Annotated in this window: 18 protein-coding genes; 4 read left to right on the top strand and 14 right to left on the bottom strand. The window is 50.1% G+C overall.

Features of this window, described 5'->3' with window-relative positions; all coding sequences use genetic code 11:
* Nucleotides 1–51: 51 nt before the first annotated feature.
* Nucleotides 52–693, bottom strand: coding sequence for a bifunctional 4-hydroxy-2-oxoglutarate aldolase/2-dehydro-3-deoxy-phosphogluconate aldolase (locus MKX50_RS11845; protein ID WP_339159754.1), 642 nt, complete (start codon nt 691–693; stop codon nt 52–54).
* A 164-nt stretch (nt 694–857) separates the two neighbouring features.
* Between MKX50_RS11845 and MKX50_RS11840 the strand changes: the two genes are divergently transcribed.
* The gene (locus MKX50_RS11840) at nt 858–1556 is read left to right on the top strand and encodes a metal-dependent hydrolase (protein WP_213588481.1); all 699 of its coding nucleotides are present in this window, start codon (nt 858–860) and stop codon (nt 1554–1556) included.
* A gap of 55 nt (nt 1557–1611) precedes the next feature.
* Here the strand turns inward: MKX50_RS11840 and MKX50_RS11835 are convergent, their stop codons facing one another.
* Nucleotides 1612–2838, bottom strand: coding sequence for an MFS transporter (locus MKX50_RS11835; RefSeq protein ID WP_339159751.1), 1227 nt, complete (start codon nt 2836–2838; stop codon nt 1612–1614).
* Nucleotides 2839–3023: 185 nt separating this feature from the next.
* Between MKX50_RS11835 and MKX50_RS11830 the strand changes: the two genes are divergently transcribed.
* Entirely contained in the window at nt 3024–3788 is a 765-nt protein-coding gene (locus MKX50_RS11830) for a DUF4339 domain-containing protein (RefSeq protein ID WP_339159749.1), read from the top strand.
* Between the two features lie 99 nt (nt 3789–3887).
* Here the strand turns inward: MKX50_RS11830 and MKX50_RS11825 are convergent, their stop codons facing one another.
* From MKX50_RS11825 to MKX50_RS11805, 5 genes are all read right to left on the bottom strand, one after another.
* Nucleotides 3888–4370, bottom strand: a complete 483-nt coding sequence (locus tag MKX50_RS11825; RefSeq protein ID WP_213588484.1) for a GNAT family N-acetyltransferase — start codon at nt 4368–4370, stop codon at nt 3888–3890.
* Between the two features lie 12 nt (nt 4371–4382).
* On the bottom strand, nt 4383–4928 hold the full coding sequence (locus MKX50_RS11820) for a GNAT family N-acetyltransferase (RefSeq protein ID WP_213588485.1): 546 nt from the start codon (nt 4926–4928) through the stop codon (nt 4383–4385).
* Between the two features lie 78 nt (nt 4929–5006).
* Nucleotides 5007–5477: a DinB family protein gene (locus tag MKX50_RS11815; protein ID WP_339159747.1), complete on the bottom strand. Its 471-nt coding sequence runs from the start codon at nt 5475–5477 to the stop codon at nt 5007–5009.
* A gap of 17 nt (nt 5478–5494) precedes the next feature.
* Complete coding sequence (locus MKX50_RS11810) at nt 5495–5797, bottom strand: antibiotic biosynthesis monooxygenase (RefSeq protein ID WP_155611119.1); 303 nt, start codon at nt 5795–5797, stop codon at nt 5495–5497.
* 38 nt (nt 5798–5835) lie between these two features.
* A complete protein-coding gene (locus tag MKX50_RS11805; RefSeq protein ID WP_339160100.1) occupies nt 5836–6795 on the bottom strand; it encodes an NAD(P)/FAD-dependent oxidoreductase in 960 nt (319 codons plus the stop codon).
* A 65-nt stretch (nt 6796–6860) separates the two neighbouring features.
* On the opposite strand from MKX50_RS11805, the gene MKX50_RS11800 reads away from it, so the two are divergent.
* Nucleotides 6861–7250, top strand: a complete 390-nt coding sequence (locus MKX50_RS11800; RefSeq protein ID WP_339159744.1) for a DUF2512 family protein — start codon at nt 6861–6863, stop codon at nt 7248–7250.
* Between the two features lie 36 nt (nt 7251–7286).
* Here MKX50_RS11800 and MKX50_RS11795 read toward each other — a convergent pair whose 3' ends face one another.
* A complete protein-coding gene (locus tag MKX50_RS11795) occupies nt 7287–8996 on the bottom strand; it encodes an alpha-glucosidase (RefSeq protein ID WP_339159743.1) in 1710 nt (569 codons plus the stop codon).
* Nucleotides 8997–9265: 269 nt separating this feature from the next.
* Between MKX50_RS11795 and MKX50_RS11790 the strand changes: the two genes are divergently transcribed.
* Entirely contained in the window at nt 9266–10498 is a 1233-nt protein-coding gene (locus tag MKX50_RS11790) for a multidrug effflux MFS transporter (protein ID WP_213588490.1), read from the top strand.
* Nucleotides 10499–10608: 110 nt separating this feature from the next.
* On the opposite strand, the gene MKX50_RS11785 is transcribed toward MKX50_RS11790, so the two are convergent.
* The 6 genes from MKX50_RS11785 to MKX50_RS11760 all read right to left on the bottom strand — a co-directional run bounded on the left by MKX50_RS11785 (nt 10609) and on the right by MKX50_RS11760 (nt 16191).
* On the bottom strand, nt 10609–11538 hold the full coding sequence (locus MKX50_RS11785) for a hypothetical protein (protein WP_213588491.1): 930 nt from the start codon (nt 11536–11538) through the stop codon (nt 10609–10611).
* A 44-nt stretch (nt 11539–11582) separates the two neighbouring features.
* Nucleotides 11583–12509, bottom strand: coding sequence for a Gfo/Idh/MocA family oxidoreductase (locus tag MKX50_RS11780; protein WP_213588492.1), 927 nt, complete (start codon nt 12507–12509; stop codon nt 11583–11585).
* Between the two features lie 131 nt (nt 12510–12640).
* The gene (arsC, locus tag MKX50_RS11775) at nt 12641–13066 is read right to left on the bottom strand and encodes an arsenate reductase (thioredoxin) (protein WP_213588493.1); all 426 of its coding nucleotides are present in this window, start codon (nt 13064–13066) and stop codon (nt 12641–12643) included.
* 48 nt (nt 13067–13114) lie between these two features.
* A complete protein-coding gene (locus tag MKX50_RS11770) occupies nt 13115–14407 on the bottom strand; it encodes an arsenic transporter (RefSeq protein ID WP_213588494.1) in 1293 nt (430 codons plus the stop codon).
* 16 nt (nt 14408–14423) lie between these two features.
* The gene (locus MKX50_RS11765; RefSeq protein ID WP_155611111.1) at nt 14424–14738 is read right to left on the bottom strand and encodes a metalloregulator ArsR/SmtB family transcription factor; all 315 of its coding nucleotides are present in this window, start codon (nt 14736–14738) and stop codon (nt 14424–14426) included.
* A gap of 148 nt (nt 14739–14886) precedes the next feature.
* The gene (locus MKX50_RS11760; RefSeq protein WP_339159742.1) at nt 14887–16191 is read right to left on the bottom strand and encodes an MFS transporter; all 1305 of its coding nucleotides are present in this window, start codon (nt 16189–16191) and stop codon (nt 14887–14889) included.
* Between the last annotated feature and the right edge of the window lie 2 nt (nt 16192–16193).

Here is a 16193-nt window from a genome sequence, read left to right as displayed (position 1 = left end):
AATGGTCAAGGGAGCTTGGTTGGTGTGCTTCATAGTCGAAGCAGCTTCATTTCATTTATCGTCAGCCCGCCGGGCTGCCTGTACGAGCAATGCTGCATTCCGCTCGATTTCATCAAAGCGGCCTTCTTTTACGAGATCCATGTTGACGATGCTTCCGCCAAGTCCGACCGCGGTCGCTCCTGCCTGAATAAACTGCTGAATATTATCCAGCCGGACGCCCCCGGTCGCGATCATCGGAATATGGCTAAGCGGAGCCCGAATTTCGCGTAAATAGGCGAGCCCCATGGAGGCCATAGGAAATATTTTTACTGCGGTTGCTCCCGCATTCCAGGCTCTGACGATCTCGCTAGGCGTCATTGCGCCTGGATAAACGTCAATCGATTGTTCACGCGCATAGTTCACGACAGCTTCATCCAAATTCGGGGCGATTAGATATTCTGCCCCTGCGGACACAGCCTCCTTGGCCATGTTCACATCCAGGACCGTGCCGGCTCCGATACGCATCCGGTCGCCATACTGCTCGCGCCAGCGCGAAATCATGCCTAAAGCGCCATCGCTGTTCAGCGTAGCCTCCACAAACACTACTCCAGCACGATCCAAAGCCGCAATCAATCCGTCTGCCTGTTCATCAGGCACATGGCGAAGAATGGCGATGATCCTCTCTTGTTTCAGTTGCTCAAACGCAGTGCTCATTCTGCTCCCCCTCTCGCTTCAAAACGTAGCATGTTCGAGTCCCGAATACAATACTATCCTTTACTATCCTTTATGATTTTGGCATAAATTAGTTGAAATGTGACTCTAGTGCCCAAGTCAGTTATAATTTAGTAGGGATTCGACTATTTATTGAGGTGATATTCATGAAGCTGACCTATTTAGGACATTCTACCGTTCACATCGACACTGGCGAACACAAGCTGATCATCGATCCGTTCCTGACGGGCAACCCGGTCGCCACAGTTTCCGCTGAAGAGGTTGAGGCCGATTTCGTACTGCTGACGCATGGCCATTCCGACCATATCGGCGACGCCGAGGCCATTGCTCGCAACAATCAGTGTCCGATCATTGCCGTTGTGGAACTAGCGAACTATTTTGCAGCCAAAGGACTGGAAACGACGGGCATGAATCTTGGCGGCTCCTTCACGTTTCCGTTCGGTAAATTGAAATTCACTCCGGCCTTGCACAGCTCCTCGGTAGAGGTAGACGGCGCGAATGTCTATCTTGGAAATCCCGCGGGGATATTGCTGGAGCTGAATGGGTTCACCATCTATCACGCTGGAGACACGGCTCTGTTCACCGACTTGCAGCTGATTGGCACGCGCCACCGGGTCGATTTGGCCTTTATCCCGATCGGCGATTTCTTTACGATGGGGCCGGAGGATGCTTTGACCGCAGCGGAATGGGTCAGCGCCCGCCATGTCGTGCCTATTCATTATAATACCTTCGGTCTGATCCGGCAGGATGGCGATCTGTTCGTCAGCGAACTCAGCAAGCTTGGCATAACAGGACATGCACTGAAGCCCGGAGAAGAGCTGCACCACCATCAGTTAAGTTTATAATAAAAAGCAGCCCCTGGCTGCCGTTCGCGGCAGCCAGGGGCTTTACTTATGCCAGCTAATCCTCCAGCTCTTTGCCTTTCGTCTCTGTCCCCAGCCACAGCACAGCTGCCGCACCGATGAGGATGGTCACAAAAAAGATTACGAAAATGTACCCGATCTCATAATGTCTGGCAACTAGCATCCCGACCATATATGGCGCAAGTATGCCCCCGACCCGGCCAAACGAGGCCGCCAGCCCGACGCCCGTGGACCGTACGCTGGTCGGATACAGCTCAGGCGTATAAGCGTACATCCCGCCCCAAGCCCCAAGATTGAAAAACGATAAACAAATGCCGGCAGCGATCAATGCGCCTTCCGTAGTTGCGAGGCCAAACCATGCCGCACTCACAGCGGTAAGCACAAGATAGAGAACGAGAACGAATTTACGGCCAAATTTCTCGATGAAATAGGCCGCCGTAAAGTAACCGGGAAGCTGGGCCAGCGTCATGATCAAAACGTATTCAAAGCTCTTGACGAGACTGAACCCTTTAAGCATCATAACCGATGGAAGCCACAGGAACATACCGTAGTAAGAAAATACGACGGTAAACCAGAGCACCCACAGCATGATCGTCGCACGGCGATGAGGCTTGGCCCACACGGACTTGAACCTCTGGCGAAAAGACGCTGCCCGGTTTCCCTTCTCTGCCGTTTGCTTCGTATATCTCGGCGGATCCTCGATTGCCCTGCGCAAATATAGGGCATATAGCGCTGGCAGCCCGCCGATAATAAAGGCCGCTTGCCAGCCGTATTTCGGAATCACGAAATAGGCGATCAATGCCGAAGCAATCCAGCCTGCCGCCCAAAAGCTCTCCAGCAGCACGACCGCCCTCCCCCGATCCTTAGACTGAACCGATTCCGACACCAGCGTCGACGCAACGGGCAGTTCCCCTCCCAGGCCAAAGCCGGCAATAAACCGAAGGATGCACAGGACCACAAATCCGGTGGCCGCGGCCGACAAGCCTGTCGCGAACGAGAAGATCAGCAGCGTCCATAGCAGCACAGATTTTCGGCCGTATTTGTCCGCCATATAACCGGCGATGGCCGCCCCGAAGACCATGCCGATCGAATTAATGCTCGTAAACAGACCGGTTTGCTCAGGGGACAGCTGCCACTTCAGGCTTAAGTCAGCGATAATGAATGACAGCATGCCGACATCCATCGCATCAAACATCCAGCTCAGCCCCGCGCTCATCAGCAGCTTGCGCTGCTTCGGCTGGCGGATCGTCTCCAATATGCTCATTTCAACCACTCCTACGGGCTCGATTAGTTTCTCTCTCTCTTTTAATATGGATTAATAATAGCAAATAATGACTTTTTTCGCTCAAAAACTTCAGCTGCCTCGTTACTTCTATGTAATTCCATGGTACTATTGAGGATATTATGCTATATTTTGCAAATCTTTTTTCAAAAGGCAGGATGATATTCATGGGAAACAATTATAACACCAGTCCGGTTCCCTGGTACTATGTACATAACGACATCATTAAAGGACCGGTTACCATCGGACAGATGCAAAGAGACTATTACATCTACCGCGAGCTGCATCCGGGCACAATGGTTTGGACCGATGGAATGGCTGATTGGGTACCGCTATCCTCGACAGAACTGATTAACCATATTATGTTTGCGCCCGGCAGCGGCTCGCAAGCAGAACAAAGCCGTTCTCCATATAACGGAGCATATCCGAATCAGGCCCCCGCAGGCCAAGCTTATCGCGGCTCGCAGCCCGGCACGGTTCCTGGGCCAGCAGGATATCCGCCTGGAGGCCATATGCCTGGAGCGCGGATCTATCCGGGACAGCATACCGGGGCTCGAATGGCTCCCGGCCAATATCCTTTGCAAAAAGTAAACAATACATATGTTTGGCTGCTTGTTGCGGTTGCTGGCACCGGCAATCTTATACATCTTCTGGCGCGGGACGCTGGGGCTTTCTTCGGTTTCGGTTTCGTGATAACAATCCTCATGTTCGGGCTATATGCTCTATTTTGCTCGCTGGATAAAAACGAACTCCAACGTTCCGGCCATCGTACGACGTCTGTCTGGTGGTTCTTGATCGTCCCAGTGTATATGTTTATCCGGGCATACCGGTTGCGCCAATTTCCGTCGTATGCGATCGTAATGCTAGTCATCGGCTTTTCCGTCGGTTTTGTTTATGGTTTCCTCAAAGGTTTTTTCGGAGCGTTCATATAAAGTCAGCTGACTTTAACCGAAATAACATAACAAGAGCTGTTCCCTTGACAGTGTAAATTGCACTTGGGAACAGCTCTTTTGTTATATATACTCATTACTCTAATCTAGCGCTAGATGGTAAATATGCTGCGGTCCGACTGGACCTTCGATCAATCTGCCTTTATCTTGGAAGCCCGCCGCTATATACACGGCCTGGGCTGCTTTATTGCGCCTATTTACGGCCAAGACGACTTCATTTCTCCCGGGAAAGCGGGATTTCATGAATTCGGGAAGCTGAAGCATTGCCGTTTTGGCAATCCCTTGCCCTTGATAGCGGTAATCGATGGAGAAGGAACGGAGCAGCATCGCATTAGGATTTGCGGTATACTCCCCGATATCCGGCCCTTCATGCAGGATAAAAAAGCCGGCATGAATGTCCCCGGATGCGATAACCACCGGATACATGCATTTATCCTGAATCGCTTCATCCAGAACGTCCTTCGGCAGAGCGCTGAAAATAACCTGTTCCTCTGGAAGGACAAAACGTTCCAATGCTTCTTTGTCACTTGCTGCATATAAATGCAAATTCACTTTATTGTCCATGGAATCAGCTGCTTAATCGCTGTTCGCCCTCCTTCCCATGATCACAAGGTCTCTCTCTTCACCGTCCATATTGGCGACCCGCGGTAACAGTCCCCACTGCTCGAACCCGTGCTTGCTCAGCAGCCCCAAGCTTCCGGCGTTATGGGCGAACACGAAGCCAAGCATCGTTTTCACTCCAATTTCGGGACAGGCCGCAATCGCCTTCTCGATCAGCAAGCTGCCGATGCCCTGGCCGCGGAACCTTGAGGAAATGTAAATGCTTATTTCCGCTGTGCCGTCATAAGCAGGGCGCCCATAAAAAGACTGGAAGCTAAGCCAGGCGATCACCGGATTTCCATACTCAATAGCCGAACCCGCCCCTTTGTTCTCTCCGGCTCTGACTACCCATAGCGGCCTACGGTCTGGCGTATGCTCCGCAAACCATTTCAAACGGCTTTCCACCGTGATCGGCTCCAGGTCAGCCGTAACAGCTCTGCTGTCGATCGTCTCGTTATAGATGGCTACGATTTCCTGTAAATCATCAATTGTCGCATGTTCAATCGCATATGATGTCAACATTTATGCTGCTCCTATCCGTATCAGTTCCCAATCCAACCAAAGATAACAAAAAAAAATAAAAATAGCTAGCCGCGCAGGCTAGCTTTGGATCAATTTCTTATACATCTTAATGACGCTAAAATGCATCCCCTCATGATAAAGGGTGAAATTCAAAAATCCTTCAATCGTATCCAGCGTAAATCCCGACGATGTCGTATACGGCTTACTCACGCGTTCGTCCAGTTTTCCTGGTAAAATCGAAGCAATCTGCTTCGGCTGCTGCTCCAGAACCTCAACGATATCTGCTAGCCTTGGCACGTCTTCCGTCCAGTTTTCCGGAGATGTCCCGTTAGCAAAAAAACTTCTATATTGGGCTGAAATCAGCGAAGGGCGTCCGTTTAGCTGAAATGCAAAAGCGTCCTGTACAAAGGCGATATGTCCAAGATTCCAGCGAATATTGTTGCGGAACTTGGCAGGTATAATATTAGCCTGTTCCTCTGATAAATCCTGAGCTATTTTTAATGTCTGCCCGCGGATGAATTCCAATTGACTAAAAATAATCTCCCCCATGGACTAGCCCCCTTAATTTAATCAATAAGCTGCTTGATCTGAACATAGTGCTGGACAACGGGAAACGGGTCGTAGAAATGATGAAGCAGGGCCTTCCATTCTTGATACTGCTCCGATTTTCTGAATCCGACCTCATGATCGGTAATCGACCGCCATTTGACGAGAAGAATGTATTTATTCTCCTCTTCCACACATTTATGCAGCTCATGGTCGATATACCCTGGCATGCCCGAAATGATTTTGGACGCTTGCCGAAAGCTGCTCTCAAAGTCATTGATCGTTCCTGGCTTCACATGCAGCTCGGCTACTTCAAGGATCATTCTTTCCCCCCTAACCAGCTCGAAAGAAGCATAATTTGTTATGTTGTCCTTATTATACCATCATTATATGATTTACGCTGATCGAATTTTCCTTTCTGCGCCCGCAAGGCTTTATTGATCCATATCGCGGCGATCGAACCTTCGCCCATCGCCACAGTGGCCTGCTCTGCGTGCAGAGCGATATCGCCAGCGGCCCATACGTTATCCACACTCGTCTGCTTGCTTCGCGGATCACTTTCCACATGGCCGTTATCACTGAGAACAGCCCCAAGCTGCCTCGCGAGGTCAGAATGAACCTTGTTTCCGCCAAAAGCAATAAAGCCCCGTTCGGCGGGCAGAACAGTACCGTCATGAAGTATGACCTGCGCAATTTGCCCTTCCGCAGCTGACCGTATTTCCACAATCGCTGCCTCGATATAAGAAATACTTGCATGACCCATCTGTTCCAACAGTTCTGGAGATATACGGGAAGACTCATGGTTCACATAAGTCAGACTGTGTGTGCGTTCTGCCAACAGAAGCGCCATATTGGCACCGGCATCTCCAGCTCCCATCAAAACAGTGCGCTTGCCTTCAATTTCATACCCGTCGCAATCCGGGCAAATATATACGCTGCTTCCGAGCAGCGGAACAAGCCCAGGGATTTCGGGAATGCGATCGCTCACTCCTGTCGCAAGCAGCGTCGTATAGGTCTCGTATGTTTCTCCCGTTTCCCCTTTAAGAAGTATCGTTCCGGCTGAGGTTCGAGCCGCTGTTACAATCCTGTCCCGAGCAAAGCGGACACCAGTGCTCTCAGCCTGATGCCTTCCTCTTGCACGCAATTCTTGTCCCGATATTCCCTCTGGCCAGCCTAAAATATTGTGATAACCGCGGCAAAGCGTAGATCTGCCTTCCCCAGCGTCAACGACCAGAACATCATAGGCGGAATAACGGCCTAATTGGATCGCGGCCTGCAGCCCAGCGATTCCTCCTCCGACAATAATGCAATCCTGCGGCATAAACATAAACTCCTTCATTTAGATTTCGGCAGCTGCTGAATATCTTGCGGGACATGCTGGGAATCATGAGTATACATCTTGATGAGGAGGACACGATGACCAAACGGATTGTTGTCAAAATCGTCTGGAGCTGCATTATCCTTGTAGGGCTCTTTATGCTGATGAGCGATGCCTCGTTTTTCCCCGCGCTGTTAACAGCTGTTGGCCTGACGATTTTCTCGTTTTTATTGGTGGATCTGTTTGTATTGCCCCGAGCCAGCAATGTTTTGGCGACGATGATGGATGCTGTCCTAGCTTACCTGTTTATATGGGCGCTCGCAGCCAATAACGGCTGGTCAATGACGCTGATGGAGGTGCTCACCGCCACGGTCGCCGTAACTGTCTTCGAGTATGTGTACCATGACTGGCTTATCAGAAATGGAATTCAGCAGGACAAGCAGATGAAAGTGGAATGAACGACAATGCGCAACGACCGCGAAACGCGGTCGTTGCTATTGTTCATTCGCAGATTTGGGCAGACGCTGTAAATACACCCTTGCTTCATAAGGCCGCAGCTTCAATTTACATAAATCTTCATTCTTTTCCGGGGGATAATTCGAAATGAGCAGTTCCATTCCCTCGGGTGATACATCCTTCGGCAGTTCAAAGAGCGGCTCCCGTTCAAAAAAGTTAAGGATCACGAGCAGCTGATCGTTATCCAGAGTTCGAGTGTAAGCATATATTTCTGAATGAAGCGGCAGCAGCAGCTTATATCTGCCATAAACGATTACCTTATGCTGTTTGCGAAGCTGAATCAGCTTTTTGTAATAATGAAAGATAGAATCGGGATCATTCAGCGCATCCGCTACGTTAATCTCCATATAATTGGAATTGACTTTAATCCAGGGTGTTCCCTTAGTAAAACCAGCGTTTGGAGTCGTATCCCACTGCATCGGAGTTCTCGCGTTGTCCCGGCTCCTTTTGCGAAGAGCCTGCATGATTTCTTCTTCCGGCACCCCGTTATCGCGCTGTTCCTCGTAGTAATTCAGCGTCTCCACATCGCGGTAATCGTCGATAGACTCGAAAGCGATGTTTGTCATTCCGATTTCTTCGCCTTGATAAATATACGGCGTGCCTTCCAGGGTGTGAATGAAGGTGGCCAGCATTTTCGCCGAAGGCACCCGGTACAGCACATCGTTCCCGAAACGGGATACAGAACGCGGCTGGTCATGATTGCACCAGTAATTCGCATTCCAGCCCCGGTCGTGGAGAACGTTTTGCCAGTTGCTGATGATTTTTTTCAGCTCCAGCAGGTTCCAGGGAACGACGTTCCATTTACCGCTCCCTGAAGAGGCGGCATCTATGAACATATGCTCGAACTGGAAAGTCATATTCAATTCGCGCCGGCCGTCCCCCACATAATCCAGCGCTTGCTCCGGACCGAGTCCCGACGTTTCCCCGACGGTCATGATGTCGTAATAGTAAAGTACTTTGTCATGCAGATTTTGCAGTAAGGTATGGACATTCTCCAGATTGGAGAACATTTCATAGGCCCGTACCGTCTTCGTCTGATGAGGATTGTCGGCGTCCGGAAGGCCTTCGGCTTTGACGATGTGTGATATCGCGTCGAAACGAAAACCGTCCACTCCCTTTTTAAGCCACCATTCCACCATGTTATGGAGTTCATCGATCACTACGGGATTGCTCCAATTTAAATCCGGCTGGTACTTGGAGTATAAATGCAAATAGTATTCGTCCGTCTGCTCATCATACTCCCAGACCGAGCCGCTGAAGTACGATTCCCAGTTGTTAGGCGGACCACCGTTTTTCCCTTTCCGCCATATGTAGTAATCCCTTTTCGGATTATCTTTGGACTGACGGGATTCTATGAACCATGGATGTTTGTGCGAGGTATGGTTCAGTACCAAATCCATCATGAGCTTCATCCCACGGGAATGCATGTCCTGAAGCAATCGGTCAAAATCCTCCATCGTGCCGAACTGCTCCATAATATCGCAATAATCGCTAATGTCATATCCATTGTCATGGCCGGGGGATTTGTAAATGGGGCTCAGCCAAATGACGTTGACCCCCAGCTCCTGTAAATAGTCCAGCTTGGAGATGATCCCTTTAAGATCGCCGATGCCGTCGCCATTGCTGTCTTTAAAGCTAATCGGGTAAATTTGATATACTACGCTTTCTTTCCACCATTTCGGTTTCATTCTATATTCTGCCTCCTTATCCGGACTGAGCCTCATCGGGCCGGCAAGCGGATAATTCATTCTTCCCTAGATTGCAACTAAACCTGATATGCGCTTTGTTATATCTATAAACAAGTGAAACGTCCGGTATAACAGACAAAAAGAACTTTCGGCGGAATGGCATTCTTTTTGCAGCTTATTTTCACTGATATAGTATAATGAAATAATCTGCGTCTATACGTCAGACTGTGCAAATTATCGTTATGTTTCGAAAGGGTGTTCCTACAGTAATGAATTCATTAACCAGCGATTCTTCGACGTCTTCGCATCCCCTATCCCGTTCGGCTCGTTTGAAAACGGCTTTTATTCTCGGCAGTCTGTCAGCCTTCGGTCCGCTTTCGCTAGATATGTATTTGCCCGCGTTGCCCAAGCTTGCCGAAGAGCTAAATGCGACAGCTTCCGTTACTCAGCTTAGCCTGACTTCCTGCCTGCTTGGACTCGCGCTGGGCCAATTGGCAGCAGGGCCGATGAGCGATGTGCGGGGCCGCCGCGCGCCGCTGATCATTTCCCTTTGCATTTACGCGATAAGCTCGCTGCTTTGCGTATTTGCGCCTTCGGCCTGGGCGCTTATTGCCCTGCGGTTTCTTCAAGGCTTGTCCGGTTCGGCAGGAATCGTAATTTCCCGCGCCGTTGTACGCGATTTATACTCCGGTTCGGAGCTGACGAAGTTTTTCTCACTCCTCATGCTCGTTAATGGTGCTGCGCCGATTCTCGCTCCAATCTTTGGAGGACAGCTGCTGCAATTTACATCTTGGCGAGGCGTATTCGTAGTATTAGCCTTGATCGGCGTTGTTATGATGATCGCCGTATTATTCGGACTTCCCGAGTCCCTTCCCAGGGAGCGCAGGCAGTCCGGCGGCTTCGCTGCCACGTGGACAACCTTTCGGCGGCTGCTCGGAGACCGTCTGTTCATCGGCTTCTGCCTGACACAAGGCCTTGTGTCCGCTGCTATGTTCGCATACATATCCGGCTCCTCCTTCGTTATGCAGAATGTATTTGAGGTTTCACCGCAAATGTACAGCTTTATTTTTGCTTTGAACGGCGTCGGTATTATCATTGCAAGCCAAACTACAGGCCGTTTGGCAGGAAAAATCAAAGAAGCGAAGATGCTTCAGTTCGGACTGGCTCTGGCGCTGACAGGCGCCACAGGCCTATTAACGGCGATACTGCTAGGAGGCAAGCTGATCGCTGTCCTGATTCCTTTATTTTTAGTCGTATCCTGCGTAGGAATCATCTCCACATCAAGCTTCTCGCTGGCGATGCAGAGTCAGGGAAAAGCTGCAGGAAGCGCCTCCGCTCTGCTCGGGCTAATCCCATACATCCTTGGAGCCACCGTCGCCCCGCTCGTTGGTTTGGGCGGTGAGCACACCGCGGTGCCGCTGGGCATCGTCATAGCCATCGCCGAACTTGGCGCGATATGCAGCTATTTGTTCCTGGTGCGTCCAAAGCTTGCAAGCAAATAATTCAAGCTATGCTCGCCACATTAGAAATTGATTTGAAGGCTAGGTGCGTTAACCAATAATAAGGGACCGCGAATCGCTGCTGCTGCGATCACGGTCCCTTTTGAATAATGCTATATATATTGCTCTATGGTCTGGACATATCTGCGCCGCGAGGAATCCAGCGCTGTCCCGACTTTGCGCTGCAATGCAGCTAGATCTGACAGTATTCTGTTTACCTCTGACCGCTTACCTTCCACCTGATGCAGCATATCGTTGATTTTACCCTGAACGATCCAATCCATAATGAAGCCGTCAAAGAAATAGTCGGAGAATTTGAGAAACCCGCTGATTTCGATATGAACCGGCATCTGCTCGCCCACGTCCCGCAGCTCCTTCTCGAAATGCCGCAAACTATTCTGGGCACGGTATAAATAATCCATCGCTTCATCCAGACGGCCGTGCTTCATATGCGTCGAGATCATGCCGCCGCCAAGCATATCATAGGTGCCCCAATTTTTAGCTGACAGCAGCTTGTCAACGGCGCTGTCCAGATCGTGAGCGGCCGAGCCGCCCGCCCGCAGCGCTTCTTCTAATTCCTTGTTCTGTACACTTAGGGCTGCCTGTTCTTCCGCCAATGTCCGCAGCTCCTCATTTTCCTGCAGTACTTGACGCTCCTTAGCCTCAAACACTTGATCATAATCAAGCTTCCAGAATTTCACTTCCGCCAGCTGCTTCTCGGCAGCAGCGATTTGCTGCACGGTATGCTGCACCGCCTGATCGGCTTCATCGTATTTGAGCTTGGCTTCGACCACCTCGCGCTGCTCTTGATCCAGCTTCTCTGTCTTTCTGCCAAGAATCGTATGCAGCAAATTGGATAAGGACAAGCTGGTCAGCTGCTTGACGTCCTTCTCTTCCGCTGCAAGTCTCCGGCTAGCCTCTTCTCTTGCACGCTCCAACGCCGCGAGCTCTTCCTGCAATTGTTGATGGCGCTTCTCCCACTTCTCTTTTTTCCGTCCCTTCTCTTTTAGCTCGGCTAAACGCTCATTCATGTCCTCATACATAACACATCTCCTCCTACTAAAAAAAGTACCCGGATGGCGACTGCCTAACCATGCCAAATATCTGCACCATGCTCTTCGGCATGCTTGACAACTAATTCACAGAGTCGATGCGTTTCCAGTGCATCACGCGCGGATACGCCCAACTCCGAATTGCTGCGGACACTGTCCAGGAAATGACTGATGATTTGATGAAAACCTCTGCGGTAAAGCACCGGATCCCAATCATTGAATTTGATCAGCTGCTCCTTGCCCGCATGAAAATGTCTTGTTGTATTTAAACCGTCAATAAGCCATTTATTTCCTGGACTCATTACTTCCAGCGTCTCTTCGGTTATTCCGTTATCGCGATTCATAATAGCTGTGCTTGTAAAACCGTCACCCTCCAGTTGCAGAGTAACATGGTGCAGCTTCCCATTTTGCTGATAGGTTGTGATTTTGGTGTCCTTAATTTCCCCCGGCGCTAAGAAGCGAACTGTATCGACTACATGAATAAAGTCATCCAAAACGAAGCGGCGTGCAAAATCGGGAGAAGTCACGCGATTTTTCTGCATAATAACAAGACGCCGTTCGTTCTGTTCCTTCATGGCCGCAACCATCGGGGCATATCTCCGGTTGAATCCGACCATTAGCTGAACTCCCATGGATTCGGCCAGCTCTACCAATCTGGCGGATTCCCCGTAATTATAAGAGATAGGTTTGTCTACATATACATGGATGCCGTGCCTGATCAGAAGTTCAATGATCCCGGCATGCGATTCCGTCGCTGTATGTATAAACGCTGCATCTATCCCGGCAGCAATTAATTGCTCAGGTTGATGAGCCGTTTCACCAATGCGATATTGATTTGCTGTTTGGCGGAGAACCTCTGAATTGCGGGTGCACAATACAAGTTCTATATTTTCGATAGCCGTTATGACCGGCAGATACGCTTTGCGCGCAATATCCCCCAGACCGATGATCCCTATGCGCATATGGATCCCTCCAATAGTTAATTGATAATAACGTTTATCATGTAGTACGCATTTCACCTTATAAAGTTACACCAAAAAAAGGCACCCTGGAGGTGCCTTTAGATCTTTTTTCTAACGCTCTTATTTCGGCATTACTGGCCTTCCGTAACAAATCGTTCAATGCGGGCCTTGATTTGATCCCTGATTTCCCGGAAACGCAGCATAATTTCTTCCTCGGTTCCTGTCGCCTTCGCGGGGTCTTCAAATCCCCAATGCCATTTCACACCAATTCGGGTAGGTACAGCCGGGCAGTGATCGTCCGCATGACTGCACAACGTAATAATATAATCTGTACGCTTTAGAATGTCTGGATCAATCACCTCTGACCGGTGAGTACTAATGTCGACACCTGCCTCATTCATGACCTGAACAGCGCGAGGATTCAATCCGTGAGCCTCCAATCCCGCACTGAACACTTCAAACTGATCACCGCCTATTTTCTTGAGCCAGCCGTCTGCCATCTGACTCCGGCATGAATTTCCCGTACAAAGGAAATATACGCTTTTTTTATTGTTCATCTAGCAATCCTCTTTCCGAAGTTAATAGAAGTTAAGTAATGGTGCCTTCTAGCCTATAAATAAAAGCCATACATAGAGTCCGGTTAACGTAATGACTAGCGTTGGAATCGTAAGAATAATTCCGGTGCGGAAATACTGGCCCCATGTAATTCTGATGCCCTTTTTGGACAGCACATGCAGCCACAGCAAAGTAGCCAGGGAACCGATCGGTGTTATTTTCGGACCGAGATCCGAGCCAATCACGTTCGCGTATATAAGTGCTTCTCTCATGACCCCCGCTGTACTTGTGCTATCTATCGCTAATGCGCCAATCATGACCGTAGGCAAATTATTCATAATCGATGACAGCAGCGCCGCCAGCAGACCCATGCCTAACGTGGCAGCGTATAGCCCTTGACCTGCAATGGCCTGGATCCAGCTTCCGAGCTGATCGGTTAATCCGGCGTTGCGAAGCCCGTATACGACGACATACATTCCGATGGAAAAGACGACAATGGACCAGGGCGCTTCTTTGATGACTTTGGATGTCCGTATTGCCGGGCTCTTCCGGGCAGCAATGATAAATATGACCGCCACTGCCCCCGCCGCCGCCGATACAGGAATGCCGATAAATTCGCTGGATAAATACGCCGCCAGCAGCAGAACAAGGATAAGCCAGGATAACCGGAACATCCGCGGATCCCGGATCGCTTCCTTTGGCTCCTTAAGCTGTGCCTCGTCATAATGTCCTGGAATTTGTTTGCGGTAGAACAGGTACAACACGAGCACACTGGCACCAATCGAAAATAAATTGGGTATGATCATTTTGATAAAATAGGCGCCAAACCCGATTCCAAAGTAATCCGCCGACACGATATTGACCAGGTTGCTCACAATAAGCGGCAGCGAGGCCGTGTCCGCAATAAAACCGCTCGCCATAATAAATGGCAGGACCATGCGGTCCTCGAACTTAAGCGCCCTGACCATTGCCAATACGATCGGTGTAAGGATTAGGGCAGCTCCATCATTGGCGAATAAAGCGGCGACCAGCGCGCCAAGCAGAATAACATAGACGAACATCAACTTTCCGCTGCCGTTCGCCAGCCTGGACATGTGCAGCGCAGCCCATTCAAAAAATCCGATTTCGTCCAGCAATATAGAAATTATTATAATCGCAATAAAAGCGAGTGTGGCATTCCATACGATGGCTGTGACATCAAGCACGTCTTGAAAGCCAACCACGCCTAACAGCAATGCCAGTATGGCGCCCCCCATCGCCGACCAGCCGATGCCAAGCCCTCTGGGCTGCCATATAACCATCGTTAATGTAAGCGCAAATATGCTAAAAGCAATGTATACCATCTATTCTCCTCTTCCATCAGCAGCAGTTGTTCGTTGAGCATTTCTTCATCCATTCCAGTTGTTCCACAGGTACAGGAACATGCTCCATCAGAGCCTGGACATGCGGCTTGCCCTCAAGTGTCAAATCATAATAGACCCATGATCCGCGTTTATCTTCAATGACCAGACCTGCCTCCTTCAGCTTGCGCAGATGCTGGCTGACGTTCGGCTGAGTCGTCTGCAGTGCATCGACCAGATCACATACGCAGCGCTCCCCTTCCCTCAAAATGGCCAGCAGTGTCAAGCGCGTCCTGTCGGCCAGCAGCTTCAAATCCCGAATGATCTCTTCCATCGGGCAGCCCCTCCTCTCTTAGAATATATTTTGATAGATTATATTATATAATTGAACAATTATATAATCAATCGGTTATATATTTTAGTAGCTTATATGAACTTTCTTCCATCCAATTAAAAAGGGCGCCTAATAGGCGCCTCTTTCACTAAGGTTCCACGATATGAACTTCCTTTCGGAAGGAGCTTCGATTGACTATGCCTGTACATATCGCAAGTAATGTAATACCGGCGGCGAACAAATACATATTTACGATCCCAAGCCACTCGGCGATGCCGCTCATCGCGAGCAGTGATATGCCGAAAACGGTATTCAGCAACGTCGCTTGCGCCGAAAAAATCTGGGGCAGCCGTTCCTTGCTTGCGCTTCGCTGTATCAATGTTCGGCGGGATACCGCAGCAAGCTCTGTCATCGGTCCGGTCAGCAGAACGAGGAGCAGCGCAAGCGGCGCATAGGAATTGACCGCAAACAGAGTCGTCAGCAGTGCATAGCCCAGCATCCCTGCGAGCATTGCCGCAAATATCCGCTTCTCCAAACGCCCGACGAACGCCACGACAAGCAGTCCGCCAATCACAGCGCCGGCAAAATAACTCGCATTGATATAACCCCACCACTGCTCATCCTTCAGCAATACTTCCTTGACGAAGACAAGCATGAACGCTCCGGCCCACACAGAGCCTCCGAACATATCCGTCACGTCCATCACCGTTAAAGCCCGCAGCCTCGGCGATTTCCAGATTAGCACCCAGCCTTCCTTAAGTGTATCCCAGCGGGTAGGCGACTTGATTTCACTGCTCGGATCACTCGCTGTCTGTGCCTCCTTCAGCGCCATATAGCCTTGTTTTGAGGCAGTCCGCCAATCCCATATTCCCCGCCTTGGAGGTTCTAGCGGATCTTCGATCCAGAAGGTCACAAGCATGGCTATTCCATAACCGGCGGCAACAATAACCAGTACCGGAAAAGCCCCCAGCTTCGCGACCATCAACCCGCTTAACGCCCAACCCGCAAACTGAACGACCTGATCAGTTGTAGCCACCATTCCATTGGCCTTCATCAGTACCTCGTCTGACACAAGACGCGGAACGAGCGCATTTCGCGCGGGAGTTGTCCAGCCGTCCAAGAAAGATATGCAGGCAATAATACCGTAGATCAACAGGAAACTGTTTCCCCCGATCCAGGGTGAGAGATAGAAAGCCAGCAGACTAAACAAGAGAAACTGCCCGCTCTGCGATATTGTCAGCAGAAAGGGCAGTCTATAATTCGCAACCATCAGCGGGGCAAGAAATCCGCTCGCTAACTGGGCGGTTACTCGGATGAAAGGAACCAGGGTCGCAAACATGATCGAGTTCGTAGTGCTCAGCACGAATGTCATCAGCGCGACCAGGTAGAAGACATCTACCGTATTGGACAGCGCCTGCGAGCCCCACAAGTAATAAAAAGACTTCTTGAACATGA

The sequence above is a fragment of the Paenibacillus sp. FSL W8-0186 genome (genome assembly GCF_037969765.1).
Lineage (GTDB): Bacteria > Bacillota > Bacilli > Paenibacillales > Paenibacillaceae > Fontibacillus > Fontibacillus woosongensis.
This window is presented reverse-complemented; position numbering and strand designations above follow the sequence as displayed.